The organism is Exiguobacterium sp. s91, from assembly GCF_018618915.1.
GTDB classification, from domain to species: domain Bacteria; phylum Bacillota; class Bacilli; order Exiguobacteriales; family Exiguobacteriaceae; genus Exiguobacterium_A; species Exiguobacterium_A abrahamii.
Map to the genome: position 1 here is coordinate 453637 of NZ_JACSMZ010000001.1, position 22896 is coordinate 476532.

Below are 22896 nucleotides of genomic sequence, written 5' to 3' on the forward strand. Positions count from 1 at the left end.
CATGGCACTTCAAAAAATGAACGTCGAAAGCTTTAACCTGGATCATACGAAAGTCAAAGCACCTTATATCCGCGTCGCGGGTTATAAAGAAGGTAAAGTCGACCAAGTCGTCAAATACGATATCCGTTTCACACAACCAAACGTTGAGCAAATGCCGATGCGTGCGATGCACACACTCGAGCACTTACTTGCTGAAAACATCCGTAACTACTCGGATGATGTCATCGATGTCTCGCCGATGGGATGCCAAACAGGTTTCTACATGGCGATGATGAACTTCGACTCAGTCGAAAAAATGAGCGAACTCGTTGAGAAGACGTTGAAAGACGTCCTCGCAGCAGAAGAGATTCCAGCGCAAAACGAAGTCCAATGTGGATTTGCGAGCGCACATGACCTCAAAGGAGCGAAGCACTATGCCGAGAAAATGCTTGCCGGTCGTGATGAATGGGACATCGTCTTCGGATGATCGCGAACAACGTCCGCGACCTCGTCGGAAACACACCACTCTACGAGATCACTTCATTCGATTTGCCTGCTGGTACGCGCATTTTGGCGAAGCTCGAATGGATGAACCCTGGGGGCAGCGTCAAAGACCGCCTTGGCATTCAACTCGTTGATGCAGCAATCGAAAACGGACATGTGACACCAGGCGGTACGATCATCGAGCCGACAGCCGGGAATACCGGCATCGGCTTGGCGCTCGCCGCTAAAAAATATGATCTTCAAGTCATCTGTGTCGTTCCGGAAAAATTCAGTCAAGAAAAACAGACGTTGATGCGGGCACTCGGCGCAACCGTCGTCAACACGCCGACTGAACTCGATATGCAAGGGGCTATCGACCGGGCTAAAGAACTCGGTCAGGAAATTCCGAACAGTTACGTTCCGTTACAATTCGAAAACGAAGAGAATCCAGTCACGTATCAGCGGACACTCGGTCCTGAGCTGATTGCGGACTTGTCGCACATCGACTGGTTCGTTGCCGGTTGTGGTTCAGGTGGTACGTTCGCCGGAACAGCGGACTTCTTAAAACAACGTCTCGGTACAAAAGCAGCGATCGTCGAACCGGAAGGCTCCGTCTTAAATGGTGGTCCAGCCGGTCCGCATAAGACAGAAGGCATTGGAACAGCAAAATGGCCAAGTCTCGTTCCGCGTGAACTCGTCGACGAGATTCATACGATTTCTGACCGCGATGCATTTGACGCGGTTCATACACTCGCTGCTCGCGAAGGATTACTCGTCGGTAGTTCAGCAGGTGCAGCGCTCGTTGCTGCGCTTGATATCGCAAAGCGTCACCCCGGCAGTACGATCGTCACCGTCTTCGCAGACAGTGCCGAACGCTACTTAAGCCAACAAATCTTTGAAAAGGTGGACGAAACTCATGCGTAAGAAGACAGCATTGATTCATGGAGGAACAGGTGTCGACCGGGCAACAGGAGCCGTCACACCTCCGATCTATCAAACAAGCACATACAAGCAGGATAAAATCGGTCAACTCAAGGACGGATACGAATACTCACGGACAGCGAACCCGACACGGACGAGCATCGAACGATTGATTGCGGATCTCGAAGGTGGCGCACGTGGTTTTGCCTTCGGTTCTGGGATGGCAGCAATCCATGCCGTCTTCCACTTGCTTGAGTCTGGCGACCACATCGTCATGACAGATGACGTCTACGGTGGTACGTTCCGCTTGATGCAACGTGTCTTACCGAAGTTCAACATCGAAGTGACATTCGTCGATACGACGGACCTTGCGGCAACGGAAGCAGCGATCCAAGACAACACGAAGATCGTCTACGTCGAAACACCGACGAACCCGTTGTTGAAAGTGACGGACATCGCAGCCATCGCAACGATTGCCAAACGTCACGATCTTAAACTCGTCGTCGACAACACGTTCGCGACACCTTATCATCAACAACCACTCGCACTTGGTGCAGACATCGTCTTGCACAGTGCGACGAAATACATCGGCGGACATTCGGACGTCGTCGCTGGACTTGTCGTCGTCAAAGATGATGCGCTCGGCGAAGAGCTGCACTTCATCCAAAACTCGACAGGCGGCGTGCTTGGACCGCAAGACAGCTTCTTGCTCGTCCGTGGTCTTCGTACACTCGGTATCCGGATGGATGCGATCGAAGAGACAGCCCATGATCTCGTTGCGTTCCTACAAGCGCAAGATATCGTCTCGAACATCTTCTACCCAGGACTTGCATCGCATCCTGGTCACGACATCCAAGCGAAACAAGCGACTGGGTTTGGTGGGATGATCAGCTTTGATGTTGGTTCAGCAGCGAATGCAGAAAAACTCGTCGAGGCGACACACTTCTTCACACTTGCTGAGAGTCTTGGTGCCGTCGAGAGTCTGATTTCGGTGCCGGCACGGATGACGCACGCGTCGATCCCAGCAGAGCGTCGGGCAGAACTCGGCATCACAGACGGTCTCGTCCGGATTTCAGTTGGACTTGAAGACGCGGAAGATTTGAAAGAAGACTTAACACGTGCTTTCACGTTCCTCGAAAAAGTTTCTGAAAAAACTGTTTGACAACAAAAATAACCCCTGCTAATATTCAGAATATATTCTACAAACTTAATACCGAAACTCTTATCGAGAGTGGTGGAGGGACTGGCCCGATGAAACCCGGCAACCGCGGATCTAATCCGAAGTGGTGCTAATTCCAGCAGACAAAAGTCTGGGAGATGAGAGCAAATGGTTTTGTGTACTGAAAAGTGCGCGCGTTTGCTCTAAAACGCGCGCACTTTTTTTATTTTAGGAGGGACAGTTGTGATTCGTTTACAAGACGTAGGAAAGATTTATCGCTCAAAGCGCGGAGCGGTCGAAGCCGTCGCGAATGTCGATCTGACAATCGAGCGCGGTGAAATTTTTGGAATAATCGGTTATTCCGGAGCAGGGAAATCGACCTTGATCCGATTGCTGAATATGCTTGAAGCACCAACGAGTGGTTCGATCCAAATCGATGGTGTTGAGATGACATCACTGAAACCAAAGGAATTACGAGGCGTCCGCAAGAATGTCTCGATGGTCTTTCAGCACTTCAACTTACTATGGTCACGGACGGTTGAAGAGAACATCATGTTCCCACTCGAGCTGGGTGGCTTCCCGAAAGCACACCGCAAGGAACGGGTAGCGGAACTGATCCAACTCGTTGGTTTGGACGGACGCGAAAAAGCCTATCCGTCACAATTATCGGGTGGTCAAAAACAACGTGTCGGTATCGCTCGGGCACTGGCATCGAACCCGGACGTTCTCTTATGTGACGAGGCAACAAGTGCACTCGATCCGAAGACGACGGACTCAATCCTTGAGTTACTCGTCGACATCAATGAAAAACTGAAACTGACGATCGTCTTGATCACACACGAGATGCACGTCATTCAAAAAATCTGTCACCGGGTCGCCGTCATGGAAGCCGGTAAAATCGTCGAGCAAGGACCGGTCGCAGAAGTCTTCCGTCATCCGAAGCAAGCGATGACGAAGGAATTCGTCAAACAATTGACGTCACCGTCAGAGAACGAGTTAACGTTCGCGAAACTACGCGAACGGTACCCAACCGGAAAAATCGTTCAGTTGACGTTCGTCGGATCGACAGCGGAAAGCCCGATCCTCGCGGAAGTCATGAAGGATTCACCGGTCCTGTTCAATATCATCGGCGGAAACGTCGGTCAATCGCAGGAAGGGGCACTCGGTACACTGTTCATTCAGTTGATCGGGGAAACAGAAGCAACACAAGCGGTCATCACGAAGCTTCAAGCCAGTGATGTTGAAGTGGAGGTGGATCACCGATGATTTCATTCTTTGACAATCTAGATTGGAACATGGTGTGGGAAGCGACAGGCAGTACCGTTTATATGACGGCAATCGCTGGGGTTTCGACATTCGTCCTCGGTTTGATCATTGGTTTACTATTGTATGCGACAAACGAAGAGTTATTGTTCAAGAATCGGGCGTTTTATTCAGTGTTGAGCTTGATCGTCAACGTCTTCCGTTCGATTCCGTTCATCATCTTACTGATCTTATTGATTCCATTTACGACAGCAATCGTCGGTTCGTTCCTCGGACCAACGGCAGCATTACCGGCACTGATTTTCGGTGCTGCACCATTTTACGGTCGGATGGTTGAACTCGCGTTACGCGAAGTCGATAAAGGTGTCATCGAGGCAGCTGAATCGATGGGAGCGACGAAGTTCCAAATCATCTATAAAGTCTTAGTCCCGGAAGCGTTGCCTGCCATCGTTTCTGGTATCACGGTCACACTCGTCTCACTTGTCGGTTATACGGCAATGGCCGGAGTAGTCGGCGGAGGTGGACTTGGGGACATGGCCTTCATCGAAGGATTCCAGCGTTCTCAAAACGATGTCATCGTCATTGCGACACTCTTAATCTTAGCGATCGTCTTCGTCATCCAAATCATTGGTGATTTGCTGATCCGAGCAATCGATAAACGTTAATTCAAAACTTAATCATATTGGAGGAATCATTCATGAAAGTTTGGAAAAAATTCGTAGGTACTGCTGCTGTATCCGTCTTAGCAATCAGCCTTGCTGCATGTGGCGAAAAATCATCAGGATCAGGTAGCGACGACAAAACACTTGTCATCGGTGCTTCAAACGTACCGCACGCTGAGATTCTTCAGCACGTTAAAAAAGAATATGAAGCAAAAGGTTACAAACTTGAGATCCAGAAGTTCCAAGATTACGTACTTCCGAACAAAGCACTCGCTTCAAAAGAAATCGATGCGAACTACTTCCAGCACGTACCGTATCTCGAGCAACAAGAGAAAGAAAACAAATCATATAAGTTCGCGAACGCAGGTGGCGTCCACGTTGAACCACTCGGTATCTACTCGAAGAAATACAAGTCACTCGATAAGTTACCAAACGGTGCAACGATCTTAACGAGCTCAAACGTCGCGGAACGCGGTCGTGTCTTGACGTTCCTTCAAAATGAAGGATTGATCAAGCTCAAAGACGGTAAAACGACAGATGCACAACTCGGTGATATCGCGGAGAACCCGAAGAAACTTAAGTTCAAAACGAACATCGAAGCATCACTTCTTCCGCAAGCTTACAAAAACAATGAAGGCGACGCTGTCCTCATCAACACGAACTATGCGATCGATAACGGTCTGAACCCACTGAAAGACGCGATCGCTTCAGAAGATGAGTCGTCACCATACGTCAACATCATCGTTACACGTGATGGTGATGAGAAAGACAAGCGTGTCACAGCACTTCTTGACGTTCTGCACGAAAAGAAAAACCAAGATTGGATCCTCGACAAGTACAAAGGTGCGGTCGTTCCAGTCAGCAAATAAGTTCACCGAAACCGGCATCCTTCCTATATAATGGAAGGATGCTTTTCATTTGTCTGAAACAGGGGTTAGGGGGAATCATATGCAACGCATACGTCAACTGCATCCGTTGACACTCGGGGTCTTGTTCGGGACGTTTTTCTCACGTCTCGGCACGTTCATCACGATGCCGTTCTTCGCCATCTACATGACGACTGTTCTAAAGTTTGATCCGGTCGATGTTGGCTGGGTGCTCAGTATTTCGGCGATCGCCAGTCTCGTCATGAGTTTCATCGGCGGTACCTTGTCGGACCGTTATGGACGGCGGGCGATGATGCTTGCCGGAACGATTGGGTTCGCGGTCGTCTTCATCGCGCTAGCACAAGTCGAGACGTTCTGGGCGTTCTTTACGCTCAGTGCCTTGAACGGTGTCTGTCGCTCGATTTTTGAACCGTCCGCCCGTGCCTTGATCAGTGATACGACGGACGAAGCGAACCGATTGTTCGTCTTCAATATCCGTTACGCGATGATCAACATCGCAGCAGCGATTGGACCGGGAATCGCTTTACTGCTGAGTGCGGGAAACACGTCCGCGACGTTTTACATCACGGCGTTCGTCTATATCGTGTACGGGGTGATGATTGGTATCTTATTCAAACGTCATCCAATCACCGAGACGCATGGTGGGAAAAAGGTGTCATTCGGAGCAACGGTTCGTCTGTTGCGGACGGATATCGCCTTTACGCTGGCACTCGCCGGTATCATCTTCGGTGTCTTCGGCTACAGCCAGTTCAACTCGACCTTGCCACAGTTCTTGACGGAGACGTCACTCCTTGAAGGTGGGAAGACACTCTATGCGATCTTAATCACGATCAATGCGATCACCGTCTTGATCGTCCAATATCCGATCATGAAGTTTGGTGTCAAGACGTCACCACTCGTCTCGATCACGACTGGGATTGCGACTGTTGCGATCGGATTGTTCATCATGGGAAATGCGAACGCGATCTGGTTGATGATCGTCGCGATGTTCATCTTCACGTGCGGGGAAGTCATGATGTTCACGATGACCGACATCTTGACCGATCGGTTCGCGAAGCCAGAATTACGGGGCAGTTATTTCGGGGCGATGGGCTTGACGTCGATCGGACAATCAATCGGACCGATCGCCGGAGGACATTTGTTAAGTTTATATGGAGCGGACCGTCCGTTACCGATTTTCGGGATATTAGCGGGCTTGACATTATTCGGAATACCACTGCTCTTACTGTCACAACGGATTCATCGGGCTTCGACGATCGAGGAACTCGAGGAACCGGTGAAACTTTCGAATGATTCTCAACAAAACGCATGATTTTGAGAAAAATCAACGAGCGATGACGCTTGAATAATACGCGATGTTTCTTTAAGATTAGAATGATACTAAATTAGTAACGCTCGTGTTCTGAATCGTCAGTCACGAAATGAATAGATGGAGGGATTCTAACATGAAGGCTTCACACTTGAAGATTGAAGATCTACACGTCGCGATCGACGGCAAGGAAATCTTGAAAGGCGTCAACTTGGAAATCAAAGGCGGGGAAATCCACGCGGTCATGGGACCAAACGGGACAGGTAAATCAACACTCGCATCAGCATTGATGGGTCACCCATCGTACGAAGTGACATCTGGTTCAGTCACACTCGACGGCGAAGACGTCCTCGACATGGAAGTCGATGAGCGCGCACAAGCGGGTATGTTCCTCGCAATGCAGTACCCAAGCGAAATCAGTGGTGTCACGAACTCAGACTTCCTTCGTTCAGCGATCAACTCGCGTCGTGAAGAAGGCGATGAAATCTCACTCATGAAGTTCATCCGTGAGCTTGATTCACAAATGGGTCTTCTCGAGATGCCTTCAGAAATGGCACACCGTTACCTCAACGAAGGTTTCTCTGGTGGAGAAAAGAAACGTAACGAAATTCTTCAGATGATGATGCTTAAACCAGCGATCGCGATTCTTGATGAAATCGATTCAGGTCTTGATATCGATGCACTGAAAGTCGTCGCAAAAGGTGTCAACGAAATGCGTTCACCTGAATTCGGCTGCTTAATCATCACGCACTACCAACGTCTCTTGAACTATATCGAGCCAGACTTCATCCACATCATGATGGGCGGAAAAATCGTCATGTCTGGTGGTAAAGAACTCGCACACCGTCTCGAAGCAGAAGGTTATGACTGGGTTAAAAAAGAACTCGGCATCGAAGACGTCGAAATCGAAACAAAAGCGTAAGACGAGGGAGGAAGCATGATGACTGTAGAACTGAATCTTGCAGTAAATCGCGAGGCAGTGGCAGAACGTGCGACTCGCTTAGGGGAACCATCTTGGATGGTCGCAAAGCGTCAAGACGCGCTTGATCTTGCCCCAACGCTCGCATTGCCAAAAGTAGAAAAAATCAAGATCGAAGGCTGGAACTTCACAGAAGGTACGACGGAACTTGAAACCGTCACTGGTCTTTCTTCAGATATCGAATCATTGATCGGCGAAAACCGTGATCACATGCTCGTCACGCGTAACGGACAACTCGTCCATGCGCAAAACAGTGAAGCGGCGAACGGCGTCATCTTCACGACGCTCGAAGACGCATTAAAACAACACCCGGAACTCGTCGAGAAGTACTTCATGACGGAAGGTGTTCAAGTCAACGAAGATCGTCTTGCGGCATTAAACGCAGCACTTCGCAACGGTGGTACGTTCCTTTATGTACCAAAAGGCGTCAAGCTTTCTGTACCAATGCAAGCAATCTACACGCTTGAGCAATCAGGCGCAGCGCTTTACCACCACGCAATCATCGTCGCAGATGCGGACAGCGAATTGACGTATATCGAAAACTTCGTCTCTTATGGTGATGAAGCGCACAACGTCAACGTCGTCACAGAAGTCTTCGTTGAAGACAACGCAAAAGTCCTCTTCGGTGGTGTCGACACGCTATCAAAAGGTGCCATCACGTATATGAACCGTCGTGGTGTCGTCAAACAAGGCGCGAAGCTCGAATGGGCACTCGGTCACATGAATGACGGTCACACGGTTACAGAAACGAAAACACACCTCGTCGGAAACGATTCGTTCTCAGATACGAAAGCCGTTACGGTCGGTCGTGGAGAGCAAAAACAAAACTTCAACGTCCGGACGGACCACTTCGGTAAAGGATCAGAAGGTTTCATCTTGATCCACGGTGTCCAAAAAGACGCAGCAACATCTATCTTCAACGGAACGTCGATGATCCATCACGGTGCTTCGAAATCAAACGGCGTTCAAACGGAACGTGTCCTCATGTTGTCTGAAAAGGCACGTGGTGATGCGAACCCAATCCTCTTGATCGATGAGGATGACGTCATGGCAGGACACGCGGCATCTGTCGGTCGTGTCGATGAACTACAACTCTACTACTTGATGAGCCGTGGCCTTTCACGGAAGGAAGCAGAACGCCTCGTCGTTCACGGATTCCTCCAGCCAGTCGTCTCGGAACTTGCGATTGACTCGGTGAAAGAACGTCTCGTTCAAGTCATCGAAGGGAAAGTAAACTAATATGGGAATCGATGCATCCATCCGCAATCAGTTTCCGATCCTCGACCAACAGGTCAACGACCGGAAACTCGTCTATCTCGATAGTGCGGCCTCTTCGCAGAAGCCGCTCGTCGTCATCAATGCGATTGACGACTACTATAAGACGATTCATTCGAATGTGCACCGTGGCGTCCATACGCTCGGAACACGAGCGACGGATGCGTACGAAGGTGCGCGTGAGAACGTTCGTCGTTTCATCCAGGCGCAACACCATGAAGAAATTATCTTTACCCGCGGCACGACGACGGCGATCAACATCGTCGCGTCAAGCTACGGCATGGAGCATGTCGAAGAAGGCGACGAAATCGTCGTCACGTACCTCGAACACCATGCGAATCTCATTCCGTGGCAACAAGTCGCTAAACGCAAAAAAGCGAAGTTGAAATACGTCGATTTGACAGCTGATGGTCGCGTGACGGTCGAAGCGGTCGAAGCACAACTGTCCGACCGGACGAAGATCGTAGCGATGGCACATGTCTCGAACGTTTTAGGTACGATCAATCCGATCAAAGAAGTCGCGCGTCTTGCGCACGCTAGAGGTGCCGTCATGGTCGTTGATGCTGCGCAAAGTGCACCGCATCAACGGATCAATGTCACGGATCTCGACTGTGACTTCCTCGCCTTCTCTGCACACAAGATGTGTGGTCCGACAGGTGTTGGTGTCCTTTACGGGAAAAAGGCATTACTCAATGCGATGGAACCAGTCGAATTCGGTGGCGAGATGATTGATTACGTTGGTCTTGAAGAGTCGACGTTCAAACCGTCTCCATATCGTTTCGAAGCCGGTACACCAATCATCGCAGGTGCCGTTGGTTTATCAGCAGCGATTGATTTCTTAGAAGAGATTGGTCTAGAGAACGTCGAAGCACACGAACGTGAACTCGCGCAGTACGCGATGGCACAAATGCGTGACATCGACGGACTAACGATTTACGGTCCGGAAGAACGCGTTGGACTCGTCACGTTCAATCTCGGTGATGTCCATGCACATGACGTCGCAACCGTCCTTGATATGCAGGGAATCGCGGTTCGCGCCGGTCATCACTGTGCACAACCCCTGATGCGTTGGCTCGGAGCGAGCTCGACGGCTCGCGCTAGCTTCTATCTCTACAACACGAAAGAAGAGGTTGACGCACTCGTGACAGGACTTCGCCAAACGAAGGAGTATTTCAGTCATGGATTTTAACAATCTCGATCACTTGTATCGTCAAGTGATCATGGATCACTATAAAACTCCCCGAAATCGCGGTGCGATCGAGGGGGGCGTCACGATCGACATGAACAATCCGACGTGCGGCGATACGATTCGTCTCCAGCTCGCGATTGAAGACGATGTCGTCCGTGATGCGAAATTTGACGGGGAGGGCTGCTCGATCAGCATGGCGTCTGCTTCAATGATGACGCAACTCGTCAAAGGTAAGACTATCGAAGAAGCCTTACGACTCGCGGATATCTTTTCGGACATGGTCCAAGGAAAAGACTATGACGACGAATCGTTCGACCTCGGGGACGTCGAGGCACTCTCGGGTGTCACGAAATTCCCGGCACGGATCAAATGTGCGACACTTGCCTGGAAGGCGCTCGAACGCGGCGTAGAAGAAGGGAAGTAAACTTCGGTCACAAGCAAGTAAGAGGAGGAAATGAACATGGCAAAGAACATGCCGGAAATTGGCGATTATAAATATGGTTTCCACGATCGCGATATCTCGATCTTCCGTTCTGGACGCGGCTTGACGACTGAAGTCGTCGAAACGATCTCGAAAATGAAGGAAGAACCACAATGGATGCTTGATTTCCGTTTGAAATCACTCAAGATCTTCAACGAACAAGCAATGCCAGCGTGGGGTGGCGATCTCTCAGAATTGAACTTCGACGACATCACGTACTACGTCAAGCCGTCTGAACGGGCAGAGAAATCGTGGGATGAAGTACCGGAAGAAATCAAACGTACGTTTGATAAGCTCGGTATCCCTGAAGCAGAGCAAAAATACTTGGCAGGTGTCTCGGCTCAGTACGAGTCAGAGGTCGTCTATCACAACATGAAGGAAGATCTCGAAGAAATCGGTGTTGTCTTCAAAGATACAGATACAGCGTTAAAAGAGAACGAAGATATCTTCCGTGAGTACTTCGGAAAATTAATCCCGCCAACAGACAACAAGTTCGCAGCTTTGAACACAGCGGTCTGGTCAGGTGGATCGTTCATCTACGTACCAAAAGGTGTCAAAGTCGACACGCCGCTTCAAGCCTACTTCCGGATCAACTCGGAAAACATGGGTCAATTCGAGCGGACGTTGATCATCGTTGATGACGAAGCATCGGTTCACTACGTCGAAGGATGTACAGCACCGGTCTACACGACGAACTCGCTTCACTCAGCGGTCGTTGAGATCTTCATCAACAAAAACGCTTACTGCCGTTACACGACGATCCAAAACTGGGCGAACAACGTCTACAACCTCGTTACGAAGCGTGCGATCTGTGAAGCTGGCGCAACGATGGAATGGGTCGATGGTAACATCGGTTCGAAACTGACGATGAAATACCCAGCCGTCATCCTCAAAGGTGAAGGTTCACGTGGTATGACATTGTCAATCGCAATCGCTGGTAAAGGTCAACACCAAGATGCGGGTGCGAAGATGATTCACTTAGCACCGAACACATCGTCGACGATCGTCTCGAAGTCGATCTCAAAACACGGTGGTAAAGTCACGTACCGCGGTATCGTTCACTTCGGACGGAAAGCGACAGGTGCACGTTCGAACATCGAATGTGATACGCTCATCATGGATAACCAATCGACGTCGGATACGATTCCGTACAACGAAATCCTCAATGATAACATTTCGCTCGAGCACGAAGCGAAAGTCTCGAAGGTCTCGGAAGAGCAATTGTTCTACCTCATGAGCCGCGGGATCTCACAAGAGGAAGCAACGGAAATGATCGTCATGGGCTTCATCGAGCCATTCACAAAAGAACTTCCAATGGAATATGCGGTCGAAATGAACCGTCTCATCAAGTTCGAGATGGAAGGTTCAATCGGATAATTCGTCTTACTCTCTCATCTACGGATGGGGGAGTTTTTTTCATGAAATGGTTATTCGGGTAAAGAATGAAAAAGGAGGGGTTACTATGCGTGACATCGTCTATTCCTTTCAAGTCTCGCTTGACGGTTACATCGAGGATGCGTCAGGAAGGATCGATTTCGCTTCACCGGATGCGGAATTACATCAGTATTTCAATGACTACGAGAAAGCGTTCGATACCCATGTCTACGGACGCCGTTTGTACGAGATGATGCAATACTGGGAGACAGCGGATCAGGAAGACGAGCCGATTGTCGTTGAGTATGCGAAAACCTGGCAATCGCTTGAGAAGGTCGTCTTCTCGCGGACGCTTGATTCCGTCACAAGAAATGCGCGTCTAGCGAATCAGTCGCTTGCCGAGGAACTTCAAGCACTAAAAGCATTGCCTGGAAAACAGATTGCGATCGGTGGGGCGACGCTTGCTTCTGAAGCAATTGAGCTTGGACTCGTCGATCGCTATCATGTCGTGATTTATCCTGTTCTCCTCGGTAGTGGAAAACGGATGTTTCCGGTATTTGATCAACCACAGACGCTACGGTTAGTCGAAACACGCGTCTTTGCTTCCGGATGTATCGCGTTATCTTACGAAAAAATCTAGTCTTCACAAAAAAGAGTCTCTTATTTCAAAAGGGATTCTTTCAGATTAAAGACAAAGTGCAATTTTTCTCTAAAGAGAAGGATCGCGCTTTTTTTGTTCATCTCGAATCGTTTTCCTGGGACAAAGCATCACGTCGCTTCGCTTCGCTGCAGGGTCGCTCTTGCTTGTTTTTTCCCTAGGAAGCGATTTCGAGCGAACAAAAACACTTCTCTCTTTTTTCTTCAAGCTATTAAGAACAGAAAAGCAGTATGACATTTTAGCAGATGTGTATAAGACGAATCCTCATTTCAAAATAGATTCTTTTTCGTTACATCCGATAAAATTTGGATATTATCATTTAATTTGGACGAAAATAGATTATAATAACTTTTGTGAAAAAATCTATAAACATGATTAAGGTGTGAAAAAATGAAATTTTATCAAGAAATTCCTGTCATTCGATCAATTGCGGCAATCATGGTCGTCGCTGTCCATGTCATCGCCGGTCTTTACCATTCGAAAGGGGAATTCGAAAATGAAGCGATTGGTTACATCGATCAATTTTCCCGGATTGGTACGCCGATCTTTGCCATCATCAGTGCGTTTCTGTTGATGTCGATGGTCCAGCGCAAAGGATTTGATTTTGGAACATTCGTCAAGTCCCGTTTCTCTAAAATTTTCATTCCTTATTTGATTTGGAGCACGATTTACCTCGTGTATCGTTATCATGTAGAAGATAGTCTAAAGCCGGGTATGCCACTATCGGATTACTTCCTTTATGGAACGGCAAACTTCCATCTGTACTTCATTTTGACGGTGCTTCAGTTTTATGTCGTATTTCCGGTACTTGCACGACTTAAGAAAGGAACATTGCTACTTGTCGCGACAGTGGTGTCGATGGGTGTCAACTACTTCTGGCTGACTTCAGGAAGCTTAACGACGGACATCGAGTTTCTGGATCGACTCGTCAATAGCCGCTCCTTCTTACTTAACTGGATTGCCTATTTCATGATGGGGATTACATACGCCGTCTATTATGAAGAGATTCAGCAGATTTTAAAACGTCATCGGACGATCTTATTGCTGATCAGTGGATTGATCATCCTTGATATTTGGGTCAGCATCGATTTAGAGCGGACGTACACGTCGACGAATCTCTCGAATCTGGTCTACATCCCGTTCGTTCTCGTCGTCTTGAACTATGTCTTCCGCCGTGTCCAGACGGATGCGACAGCGATGCGCATCTTCCAGACGATCGGAACACATTCGATGGGCATTTACCTAATTCACCCGCTCGTCATTCGCGGAATCGGTCGGACGGATCTCTTCGCTTACTTCGACTCTGCGAGTATGTTCATTTGTGCGATGATCGTCACGCTTGCGGCTTCGATTTCTGTCTCTTATGTGATCAGTCTATTGCCGTACGGAAACTATATCGTTCCGGTTCCAAAACGAAGAGCTCCTGCTCCGAAAATCGTCGAGGCACAGTCTACTGCTTCATGATGAGAACGGTGACTAGGCATCCTTTTCCTTCCTGCATGAGTAGGGAGGGGAGGGATGTCTTTTTTCTGAAAAAAGAGTGTTTGCTTAGGAAGCATCGAAGAAGAAATCCCGGATTCTGCTATGCTATGATGAATAGGTAGAATAGAACACACGAGGGGGAAGAGAGCATGATATATATCGGTGTCACGGGCTGGGGAGATCATGATAGTCTCTACTTGACCCCGCAAGATCGTAAAGAGAAACTGGCTGCCTATGCCGGTCATTTTCCAGCGGTCGAGGTCGACTCGACATTCTATGCGATTCAACCGGAACGAAACTATGAAAAATGGGTATCCGAGACGCCGGATGGATTTCGCTTCATCGTCAAGGTTCACCGCGCGATGAGTGGGCACGACCGGGACAACAAAGATCCGCTCGGACCGATTTTTGAACAATATATCGCGTCGATCGAACCGATGCGAAAGAGTGGAAAGATTGCGGCAATCCTCGTGCAGTTGCCGCCCTGGTTCGATGTCAGCAAAATGCACTTGGAATATTTGCAAACAATCCGAAAATCACTTGCCGGACTGCCGGTCGCGATCGAGTTCCGAAATCCATCGTGGTATTCGGAAGCTTATCGTGAGCGAACGCTCCGTTTTCTGAAGGAACATCAGTTCATTCATACGATTTGTGACGAACCGCAGACGGAAGATGGTTCCGTACCATTCGTACCGGTCGTGACGCAGGAGACGGCATTCATCCGCCTCCACGGACGAAATAAAGCCGGTTGGTTAAAGAAACCCGGTCAAAGCAGCGAAGATTGGCGAAAAGTCCGCTGTCTCTACCGGTATTCGGAAGACGAGCTACAAGAACTCGCAAGTCACGTCCGCGACGTTGCAGCGGAAGCAAAGGATGTCTATGTCTTTTTTAATAACAACTCAGCAGGAGATGCTGCCCCGAATGCGAAACGATTAATCGAGATTCTCGATCTCGACTATGAACTCGCGCCGCGACAAATCTCTTTGTTCTAAATCATCAAGGGGGGCTTCTGCATGAAGTTACACATCATTCACTATAATGATTTGCACTCACACTTCGATATGTGGCCTCGCTACATGTCCTTCGTCAAGGAACACCGGACGTACGATTCGCTCGTTTTTGATCTCGGCGATCATGCGGACCGTGTGGATCCAGCGACGGAAGCAACAAAAGGAAAAATCAATACGCATTTATTGAATGCGTTGATGCCGACCGCAGTGACGATCGGGAACAATGAAGGCATCACGTTTCCACATGACTGGTTAGCGAATCTCTACATGGAAGCGGACTTTCCGGTCCTCGTCTCGAATTTAGAAGCACCGTTTGCGAAGCAAGGTGTCATTCACGAATTACCGACCGGCAAAGTCGGCGTCTTTGGTCTGACGGCACCGTATATTGAACTATACGGTTTACTTGGTTGGACGATCGAAGAACCGTTTGACGTCGCAGCGCGTGAAATCGAGCGGTTGCGTCAAGAAGTCGACGTCTTGATTTGCTTAAGTCACCTCGGTTTCTATCAAGACGAAGAACTGGCGATGCGTTTTCCGGAACTTGATTTGATCATCGGTGCGCATACGCATCATGTCCTTGATGACGGTGTCGTTAAGAATGGTGTCTTGATCACGCAAGCGGGAAAACATGGACAATATGCAGGTGAGATCTACATGAATACGGATACGGGTGAGAAGGAAGCGGTCCTTCACTCCTTGCACGATTACGCCGAGGATGAAGCGACGGCAAAATTGCTCGACCGGGAACAATATCTGGCGGAACAACAGATGAAGGAGCCGATTGGCGAGACATCGGGTCTAGCCAATGACTGGTTCAGCGAGTCGCCATTCTCACAATTGCTTGTCGAGACGATGCGCGACTGGTGTGATGCGGATATCGCTTGTGTCCCTGCAGGCATTCTGCTTGGGTCACTTCCACCAGGTCCTGTCTCTGCCTTTGATTTACATCGACTCTGTCCGCACCCGATCAATCCCTGTAAAGTGACGATGACCGGTGTGGAAGTCCAAACTTTCCTCGACGAAGTCAGAACAGATCAGTTCGAACAACTAAAGGTTCGTGGTCTCGGTTTCCGTGGTAAGTTGATGGGGCGGATGCATTATGCTGGTTTGGCGGAACATCAACCGCTTGAGCCAACGCGAAACTATACGGTCGTCTTGCCGGATATGTTCACATTCGGTCCACTCTTCCCAGCAATCAAAGAAATGCCAAAAGAATATTTCATGCCGGAATTGTTACGGGATTTGTTGTTCAAACGCTTATCGGAGAAGTCGGAATATAATGAATTGCCTGTTCGCAAACCCTGATTGTTTGTTATACTAAAGCAGACATTAATTGACTTTTTGGGGATGAAGGGGGAAGCGAAACCATGGGACGCGGAGAAATCCAACGTAAACCGGAATGGTTGAAAATCAAGCTGAATACGAATGAAACCTACACAGAATTAAAAAGTATGATGCGCGAGAAAAAGCTACATACTGTCTGTGAGGAAGCAAAGTGTCCGAATATCCACGAGTGTTGGGCGGTACGCCGGACGGCGACGTTCATGATTCTTGGAAGTATCTGTACACGTGCGTGCCGTTTTTGCGCCGTGACGACAGGACGTCCAAACGAACTCGATCTCGAAGAACCAAAACGTGTCGCGGAATCCGTTCGTTTGATGAACCTGAAGCACGCGGTCATCACAGCGGTTGCTCGTGACGATCTGAATGATTTCGGAGCAGGCGTTTACGCTGAAACTGTCCGTGAAGTGCGTCGGATGAACCCAGAGACATCAATCGAAGTCTTGCCTTCAGATATGGGCGGGAACTTTGAGGCATTGAAAACGCTGATCGATGCACAACCAGACATCATGAACCACAACATCGAGACGGTCCGCCGTCTGACGCCGACCGTTCGTGCGAAAGCAACTTACGACCGGACGCTTGAATTCCTTCGTCGTTCGAAGGAACTCGCACCTGAAATTCCAACGAAGTCGAGCTTGATGCTTGGTCTTGGTGAGACATGGGAAGAGATTCTTGAAACGATGGATGATCTTCGCGCAAATAACGTCGACATCATGACGATCGGTCAGTATCTCCAACCGACGAAAAAACACCTCGACGTCATCAAATACTATACACCACAAGAGTTCGCTGAACTGAAGCAGATCGCCCTCAGCAAAGGGTTCTCGCACTGTGAGGCAGGTCCACTCGTTCGTTCGTCGTATCACGCGGATGAGCAAGTCAACGCAGCGAAAAAGAATAAAACAGCACTTCCGATCGACTAATGATCAAAAACCGTTCGAGCAGTTGCTCGGACGGTTTTTCGTCTGCCAGGCGAAATGGAATATGCTATGATAAGAACAGCAGGAGGTGGGAATAATGATACAAGTCAATCGGGAACGTTATGAGGTCGTCGAAGAGAAGCGCGAAGGTTTTAATGAGGAAGCCTTCATCGGTCGTTTTAGCGACGTCCTTGAGAAATATGATTATATCGTGGGGGACTGGGGGCACGGTCAATTACGGCTACGTGGCTTCTATGAGGATCAACACGAGAAAGCGACATTCGATACGAAGATTTCGCATGTGGCGGATTATCTCTACGAATACTGTAACTTCGGATGTGCCTACTTCATCGTCAAGAAGATCGGATTGGTAGAAGGAGAAGAAGCACCACCTCGCTTCGACGGTTCTTCATCCAATACGTTGAAGTTGAAACGGAAGTTCGCACCTGCACCAGAGAAGACGGAAAGCGAGTAATCAAACTGTCATACAGAAAAGCGTTTCTAGTGGACGGAATTCGGCTATTACTATAAGTATCATGTACCTATAGGGGGAACTATCCATGCGAATCGTTGGAATTTACTCATCCGTACCAGAAGTCGTCAGTGCCGTGCACGATCTCCGTGTTGCCGGTGTCGTCTCGACTGATTTAAAAGTTTTAGCGCACGACAAATACGATCTCGAACAAATCGAGGAATTGGCGGATTTGAACAACCAACAGACATCTACGCGTCTGTCACAGGAAGATCATCGTAATCTCTGGCAGGAAATCAAGAGTATCTTCAAAAAGGATGATACGGCTTCTCATGGCGACGCGATTCATGGAAGTGGCTTGACGAAGGAAGACGTCGATCGTGCGAATCATGCGGTCGAAAGTGGTCAATTCGTATTACTCGTCGGTGATGAAGCGGATCAGCATTCAGAACGCCGTGCCCATGACGAGTCAGACAATACGAACGTCTTCAGCGGACCGAACACACTAAATGAACGAAACGATCGTCTCTTATAAGAAAAAGCCTTCGTCCACGGACGAAGGCTTTTTTCATAGACCGATATAAGCACGCAGGTACATCTCAAGTTCCGTTGCCGCATCGTCTTCGACGTCAAACGCCGTCGCGATGTAGCCAGGTTCATCAAAATCATCCGCGCCGATGATCGCAAAGCGATTCGATAAGAGATTCAAGACGAGAATCTTACCGTAAAAATGCTCTGAGTGGGTGATGGCGAGATCAAACCGACTGGCTTCTCCAATCCAACTGACGAAGCGTGTCTTCGTTTGTTCGACATCATCATATAAAAAATCACGTTCTTCCATCATTCAGCTTCCCTCATTTCCCTAACATCTGTTTCAGATTAAAGGGTTTGGGGGACTTTTTGCAAGTATGGTTTACGCGATAAGCTATGCTCGGCGATGACTTTTCGGATCGTCCGTGTCTTCGAACGCATGACGAGGGATGTCGTTTCGACGATATCATCCGTCAAGAACTTAACGCCGTCGAGCATTTCGCCCGTCGTGACGCCGGTCGCGGCAAAGATACAATCGTCGCTTTTAATAAGGTCATCAAGCGTCAAGAGTTGAAGCGGATCTTCAAGCCCCATCCGGATGACACGAGCAGTTTCTTCTTCATTCATCGGATGTAAGCGTGCCTGCATGTCGCCGCCCATTGCTTTAACGGCAGCAGCCGTGATGACACCTTCAGGAGCACCGCCTGTACCGATGAAGATATCGATTCCTGTCGCAGGAGAGAGTGGTGCGATTCCAGCCGAGACGTCGCCGTCTTCAAACAGACGAACCCGTGCGCCCATCCGCATCGCGGCTTCGCGGAAGTGATTGTGACGTGGGCGGTCTTGCATGATGACCGTGACGTCCTCAATCCGTTTATTGTTGTATTGAGCTGCTTTTTCAATGATGACTTCAAGTGGATCGTCGAGCGAGACGTGCCCTTTTAAGTTTGGTCCAACTGTTAATTTATCCATATACATATCCGGTGCGTGGAGCAGGGCACCTTGATCGGCGACGGCGATGACGACCATTGCATTACCGAGACCTTTGGCAACGATGTTCGTACCTTCAAGCGGGTCGACGGCGATGTCAACGATTGGACCGTTTGCTGTTCCGACACGTTCGCCGATGAAGAGCATTGGTGCTTCGTCGAGCTCACCTTCACCGATGACGACCGTTCCGTTCATGTTGACCGTGTTCAAGACTTCGCGCATCGCAGTCGTTGCTGCATCATCCGCTTCATTTTTCTTACCGCGACCAATCCATTGAGCAGAAGCTAATGCTGCTGCTTCCGTAGCGCGTACGATTTCCAGTGCGAGTTCCCGTTCCATGTATATAACCTCCACGTCACCAATGTGACATACTATTTTCAGCAAAAATCTAAATTGAGGATAACACATTGGGGAATGTGATGCAAATGACCTTTCTGCTTTTCAGGATTGCCGGATAACGATAAAATGGAGGATGTGAGGGGGAATGAAGATGTATTTCGTCAATCGTCAAAAAATCGAAGAGACGGTCGTCTGTTATGAGACGGCACTTCGACAAAGTAAGGAAGTTACGGGGGATCCGGTGACGACGGCACTGGCTATGGAACGGATCGGTTTTTTAGTCATCGAAAGTGTCATCGACATCGGAAACAGTATGATTGATGGATTCATCATGCGGGATCCGGGAAGTTATGAAGATATCATTCTCATTTTAGAAGATGAGAAGGTCATCGATGGACCGCTCGCGACGAGTCTGAAGAAGCTCGTTGCGTTACGTACGTTGATCGTCCGGTCATTCACACAGTCGAGTATGGCGGAGATTCGGGCGGTACTTGAGACAGAGGAAGCAGAACTACGTCGTTTCCCGGAAGCGATTCGCCGGTATATCGAGACAGAACTCGGACCGGTGTCTGCATTTTTACCAAACGAGGAGTGAGTCAGGATGAAGGCAAAAGGCTATTTATTTGATTTAGATGGAACGATGTATAACGGAACGGAACCGGTAAAAGAAGCGGTCGAGTTCGTCAATCGTCTGCAAGCAGAAGGCATTCCGTATTTGTTCGTGACGAATAATGCGTCGATGACGGCAGAAGCCGTGGCGGAGAAATTACGCGGGATGGGTGTTCATTCCGATGCGAAACACGTCTTGACGAGTGCGATGGCGACTGGTCGTTATATCGCTGATTTATCACCGAAAGCGCGCGTCTATGCCATCGGTGAGACAGGACTGATTGATGCGCTTGAACGGGAAGGGTTAGACGTCGTCGCAACGGAAGCGGCAGATTACGTCGTCATCGGTCTCGACCGTCAGATCACATATGAAAAACTCGCTGTCGGGGCCCTCGCGATTCGTGCCGGTGCTCGCTTCATCTCGACGAACGGAGACATCGCCATTCCGACAGAACGTGGATTCTTACCAGGAAACGGTGCCTTGACGTCCGTCCTGCGCGTGACGACGGAGAAGGAACCGTTCTTCATCGGTAAACCGGAACCGGTCATGGTCGATATCGCAACGGAGATGATTGGTCTGTCAAAAGAAGACGTCATCATGGTCGGGGATAACTACCATACGGATATCCTATTCGGAATCAATGGAGGCATCCGGACGATGCACGTCAATTCTGGCGTCCATACACCTATCTTCATTCAAGGTCAGGATCGTCAACCGACATATATGGTCGATACGTTAGCCGAATGGATTCTATGAATCAAAAAATCCCGAACGAGAATTCGTTCGGGATTTCATGTATTAGAAGACTTGTTCGACTTCAACGACGCCAGCGACTTCTTCAAGAAGGGCACGTTCGATACCGGCCTTCAATGTGATCGTTGAACTTGGGCAGCTACCACAAGCTCCCATCAAACGGAGTTTTACGATTCCGTCTTCTACATCTACGAGTTCAACGTCTCCTCCATCACGAAGAAGGAACGGACGCAATTTTTCAAGAACTTCATTCACTTGATCAAACATTTCCATGCGTAAACACATCCTTTCGTATAGTTTCATTGTAACAGGGTTGAAAAATGTTCTCAATCTGGAAAACTTGTATACTAAAGAGGAGAAAATTGAAAAGGGGGACTTCAAGATGGAAATCACGGTTTACGGGACAGCGGTCACTTGTCCGAGTTGTGTCGGGGCACCCAGCTCGGAAGAGACGTTCAGTTGGCTACAAGCCGTCCTCGGGCGAAAATATGAGCAAGAAATGACGCTACGCTATGTCGATTTCGAGACAGCGACAGCGGATCAATGGACGGAAGCCTTAAAAGAGGATGTCTATTTTTATCCATTGATCGTGCTTGATGATGAGATGATTGACGAGGGGTACGTCAAGCTGAAGACGATCACGGCGGCGATTGATGCAAAGTTAAGTCAGACGGGATGAATGAAAAAGAGGTATCCCAAGATCGGGACACCTCTTTTGCTCATTTAATCTTTTTGTGTTTCCATAAGACACCGGACTTCAAGAGACGTGGGACTTTCCCCGTCAGAGCTTGCTTGCCCATGACGATCCCGAAACCGTCTGATTTTCCGAGCGATCCGAGCATCCCGCGCAGTTTGATTTCTGGCAGTTTCGGCAATTTCTTCCCTTGCCATTTCGCTTGCAAGACGTCGACGACTTGTTCTGCCTGATGTTCTGCGAGTTGACCGCTTGGCGCATAAGGCAAGCTGGCACAATCGCCGATGACGAAGACGTTATCGTATTCCGGTACGTGATGATGTTCCGTCAATTTGATCCGACCACCACTGTCTGCAGCAAAGCCGAGATCACGAACGACCTTGACCGGCTGCGTACCTGCCGTCCAAATCGTTAAGTCCGACGGGTACGTATCGTCGCCGTTTCGCACGTCGTCCGCCGTGACGAGCGTGACGTTCGAATTGTTGATGACTTCCACGTCATGCTCCTCGAACCATTCCTGGACGTAAGACGAGACTTTGTCGGATAAGAATGACAAGACGGATGGACCGCGGTCGAACAGACGAATCGTTAAATCCTTCCTGCTCTCATGCAGTTCACTGGCAAGTTCGACACCAGATAGACCAGCACCGACGATCGAGACGACGGACCCCGGTGACAGACCACAGATCGCTTGCTGTGTCTTGCGCGATTCTTCAAGTGTCTGGATGCTGTATGTAAACTCTTGAGCACCCGGAATGTTGTGGTATTTATCCTCGCAACCGAGGGCGATGATCAAGTCATCATAGAATAATTCTGATCCGTCTTGCAGGTGGACCGTATTCGTCTCTGGTGAGATTTTAATGACATGTCCATATTTATAAGTAAGATGTTTCCCCTCCGGAAATTCAATCCGGACATCCCGATCTGATAATGTACCTGCTGCGAGTGCGTAATATTCCGTTTTGAGTGCGTGGTACGGTAGACGGTCGACGAGCGTGACGGCAACTTCCTCGTCCTTGAATCGCTCACAAATCCGCATTCCACCATATCCTCCGCCGAGTACGACCAATTGCTTCATAACGTAAAATCCCCCTTAGTTCCCCTAAATCAGTCTGACCTTGTATAATACGAC

General features: G+C 49.0%; 26 protein-coding genes and 1 riboswitch. Of the genes, 22 read left to right on the forward strand and 4 right to left on the reverse strand.

Annotated features, from left to right (window positions below; genetic code table 11):
- The first annotated feature begins 1 nt into the window (after position 1).
- The 19 genes from KNQ06_RS02260 to KNQ06_RS02350 all read left to right on the forward strand — a co-directional run bounded on the left by KNQ06_RS02260 (position 2) and on the right by KNQ06_RS02350 (position 18382).
- Entirely contained in the window at positions 2-466 is a 465-nt protein-coding gene (locus KNQ06_RS02260; protein WP_023469165.1) for an S-ribosylhomocysteine lyase, read from the forward strand.
- Positions 463-1386 carry a PLP-dependent cysteine synthase family protein gene (locus KNQ06_RS02265; RefSeq protein WP_064299451.1) on the forward strand — a complete coding sequence of 308 codons (924 nt, stop codon included), beginning with the start codon at positions 463-465 and terminating at the stop codon, positions 1384-1386. Before KNQ06_RS02260 ends, KNQ06_RS02265 begins: the two co-directional genes overlap by 4 nt.
- Positions 1379-2545, forward strand: coding sequence for a bifunctional cystathionine gamma-lyase/homocysteine desulfhydrase (locus KNQ06_RS02270; RefSeq protein ID WP_149427756.1), 1167 nt, complete (start codon positions 1379-1381; stop codon positions 2543-2545). The genes KNQ06_RS02265 and KNQ06_RS02270 overlap by 8 nt, the downstream gene beginning before the upstream one ends.
- A gap of 57 nt (positions 2546-2602) precedes the next feature.
- A riboswitch (SAM riboswitch) is annotated at positions 2603-2707 on the forward strand.
- Positions 2708-2785: 78 nt separating this feature from the next.
- On the forward strand, positions 2786-3808 hold the full coding sequence (locus KNQ06_RS02275) for a methionine ABC transporter ATP-binding protein (protein ID WP_023469162.1): 1023 nt from the start codon (positions 2786-2788) through the stop codon (positions 3806-3808).
- Positions 3805-4470: a methionine ABC transporter permease gene (locus tag KNQ06_RS02280; protein WP_215147273.1), complete on the forward strand. Its 666-nt coding sequence runs from the start codon at positions 3805-3807 to the stop codon at positions 4468-4470. The genes KNQ06_RS02275 and KNQ06_RS02280 overlap by 4 nt, the downstream gene beginning before the upstream one ends.
- A 32-nt stretch (positions 4471-4502) precedes the next feature.
- Positions 4503-5336, forward strand: coding sequence for a MetQ/NlpA family ABC transporter substrate-binding protein (locus KNQ06_RS02285; RefSeq protein ID WP_215147275.1), 834 nt, complete (start codon positions 4503-4505; stop codon positions 5334-5336).
- 79 nt (positions 5337-5415) lie between these two features.
- A complete protein-coding gene (locus KNQ06_RS02290; RefSeq protein WP_214771212.1) occupies positions 5416-6666 on the forward strand; it encodes an MDR family MFS transporter in 1251 nt (416 codons plus the stop codon).
- 133 nt (positions 6667-6799) lie between these two features.
- On the forward strand, positions 6800-7585 hold the full coding sequence (gene sufC / locus KNQ06_RS02295) for a Fe-S cluster assembly ATPase SufC (protein ID WP_023469158.1): 786 nt from the start codon (positions 6800-6802) through the stop codon (positions 7583-7585).
- Positions 7586-7603: 18 nt separating this feature from the next.
- The gene (gene sufD / locus KNQ06_RS02300; RefSeq protein ID WP_215147278.1) at positions 7604-8881 is read left to right on the forward strand and encodes a Fe-S cluster assembly protein SufD; all 1278 of its coding nucleotides are present in this window, start codon (positions 7604-7606) and stop codon (positions 8879-8881) included.
- A 1-nt stretch (position 8882) separates the two neighbouring features.
- Complete coding sequence (locus KNQ06_RS02305) at positions 8883-10106, forward strand: cysteine desulfurase (protein WP_035396382.1); 1224 nt, start codon at positions 8883-8885, stop codon at positions 10104-10106.
- Positions 10096-10530 carry a Fe-S cluster assembly sulfur transfer protein SufU gene (gene sufU / locus KNQ06_RS02310; protein WP_023469155.1) on the forward strand — a complete coding sequence of 145 codons (435 nt, stop codon included), beginning with the start codon at positions 10096-10098 and terminating at the stop codon, positions 10528-10530. Before KNQ06_RS02305 ends, sufU begins: the two co-directional genes overlap by 11 nt.
- 36 nt (positions 10531-10566) lie before the next feature.
- Positions 10567-11964 carry a Fe-S cluster assembly protein SufB gene (gene sufB, locus KNQ06_RS02315; protein WP_023469154.1) on the forward strand — a complete coding sequence of 466 codons (1398 nt, stop codon included), beginning with the start codon at positions 10567-10569 and terminating at the stop codon, positions 11962-11964.
- A gap of 85 nt (positions 11965-12049) precedes the next feature.
- On the forward strand, positions 12050-12601 hold the full coding sequence (locus KNQ06_RS02320) for a dihydrofolate reductase family protein (protein ID WP_214723859.1): 552 nt from the start codon (positions 12050-12052) through the stop codon (positions 12599-12601).
- A gap of 408 nt (positions 12602-13009) precedes the next feature.
- Positions 13010-14083: an acyltransferase gene (locus KNQ06_RS02325; RefSeq protein WP_214723857.1), complete on the forward strand. Its 1074-nt coding sequence runs from the start codon at positions 13010-13012 to the stop codon at positions 14081-14083.
- Positions 14084-14250: 167 nt separating this feature from the next.
- On the forward strand, positions 14251-15093 hold the full coding sequence (locus KNQ06_RS02330) for a DUF72 domain-containing protein (RefSeq protein WP_214723855.1): 843 nt from the start codon (positions 14251-14253) through the stop codon (positions 15091-15093).
- Positions 15094-15114: 21 nt separating this feature from the next.
- Positions 15115-16416: a bifunctional metallophosphatase/5'-nucleotidase gene (locus tag KNQ06_RS02335; protein WP_215147280.1), complete on the forward strand. Its 1302-nt coding sequence runs from the start codon at positions 15115-15117 to the stop codon at positions 16414-16416.
- Between the two features lie 62 nt (positions 16417-16478).
- On the forward strand, positions 16479-17378 hold the full coding sequence (lipA, locus tag KNQ06_RS02340; protein ID WP_023469150.1) for a lipoyl synthase: 900 nt from the start codon (positions 16479-16481) through the stop codon (positions 17376-17378).
- Positions 17379-17472: 94 nt separating this feature from the next.
- The gene (locus KNQ06_RS02345) at positions 17473-17850 is read left to right on the forward strand and encodes a YutD family protein (RefSeq protein WP_023469149.1); all 378 of its coding nucleotides are present in this window, start codon (positions 17473-17475) and stop codon (positions 17848-17850) included.
- An 85-nt stretch (positions 17851-17935) separates the two neighbouring features.
- Positions 17936-18382, forward strand: a complete 447-nt coding sequence (locus tag KNQ06_RS02350; RefSeq protein ID WP_029342422.1) for a general stress protein — start codon at positions 17936-17938, stop codon at positions 18380-18382.
- Between the two features lie 33 nt (positions 18383-18415).
- On the opposite strand, the gene KNQ06_RS02355 is transcribed toward KNQ06_RS02350, so the two are convergent.
- Positions 18416-18691 carry a DUF3055 domain-containing protein gene (locus tag KNQ06_RS02355; protein WP_034786088.1) on the reverse strand — a complete coding sequence of 92 codons (276 nt, stop codon included), beginning with the start codon at positions 18689-18691 and terminating at the stop codon, positions 18416-18418.
- A 35-nt stretch (positions 18692-18726) separates the two neighbouring features.
- Positions 18727-19707: a class II fructose-bisphosphatase gene (gene glpX / locus KNQ06_RS02360; protein WP_215147282.1), complete on the reverse strand. Its 981-nt coding sequence runs from the start codon at positions 19705-19707 to the stop codon at positions 18727-18729.
- A 151-nt stretch (positions 19708-19858) separates the two neighbouring features.
- On the opposite strand from glpX, the gene KNQ06_RS02365 reads away from it, so the two are divergent.
- The gene (locus tag KNQ06_RS02365; RefSeq protein WP_023469145.1) at positions 19859-20302 is read left to right on the forward strand and encodes a DUF86 domain-containing protein; all 444 of its coding nucleotides are present in this window, start codon (positions 19859-19861) and stop codon (positions 20300-20302) included.
- 6 nt (positions 20303-20308) lie between these two features.
- Entirely contained in the window at positions 20309-21073 is a 765-nt protein-coding gene (locus KNQ06_RS02370; RefSeq protein WP_215147284.1) for a TIGR01457 family HAD-type hydrolase, read from the forward strand.
- A gap of 42 nt (positions 21074-21115) precedes the next feature.
- Here KNQ06_RS02370 and KNQ06_RS02375 read toward each other — a convergent pair whose 3' ends face one another.
- Positions 21116-21343, reverse strand: coding sequence for a NifU family protein (locus KNQ06_RS02375; RefSeq protein WP_012371190.1), 228 nt, complete (start codon positions 21341-21343; stop codon positions 21116-21118).
- 109 nt (positions 21344-21452) lie between these two features.
- On the opposite strand from KNQ06_RS02375, the gene KNQ06_RS02380 reads away from it, so the two are divergent.
- Complete coding sequence (locus KNQ06_RS02380) at positions 21453-21749, forward strand: DUF1462 family protein (RefSeq protein ID WP_064299461.1); 297 nt, start codon at positions 21453-21455, stop codon at positions 21747-21749.
- A gap of 40 nt (positions 21750-21789) precedes the next feature.
- Here KNQ06_RS02380 and KNQ06_RS02385 read toward each other — a convergent pair whose 3' ends face one another.
- Positions 21790-22842, reverse strand: a complete 1053-nt coding sequence (locus KNQ06_RS02385; RefSeq protein WP_055968842.1) for an NAD(P)/FAD-dependent oxidoreductase — start codon at positions 22840-22842, stop codon at positions 21790-21792.
- Between the last annotated feature and the right edge of the window lie 54 nt (positions 22843-22896).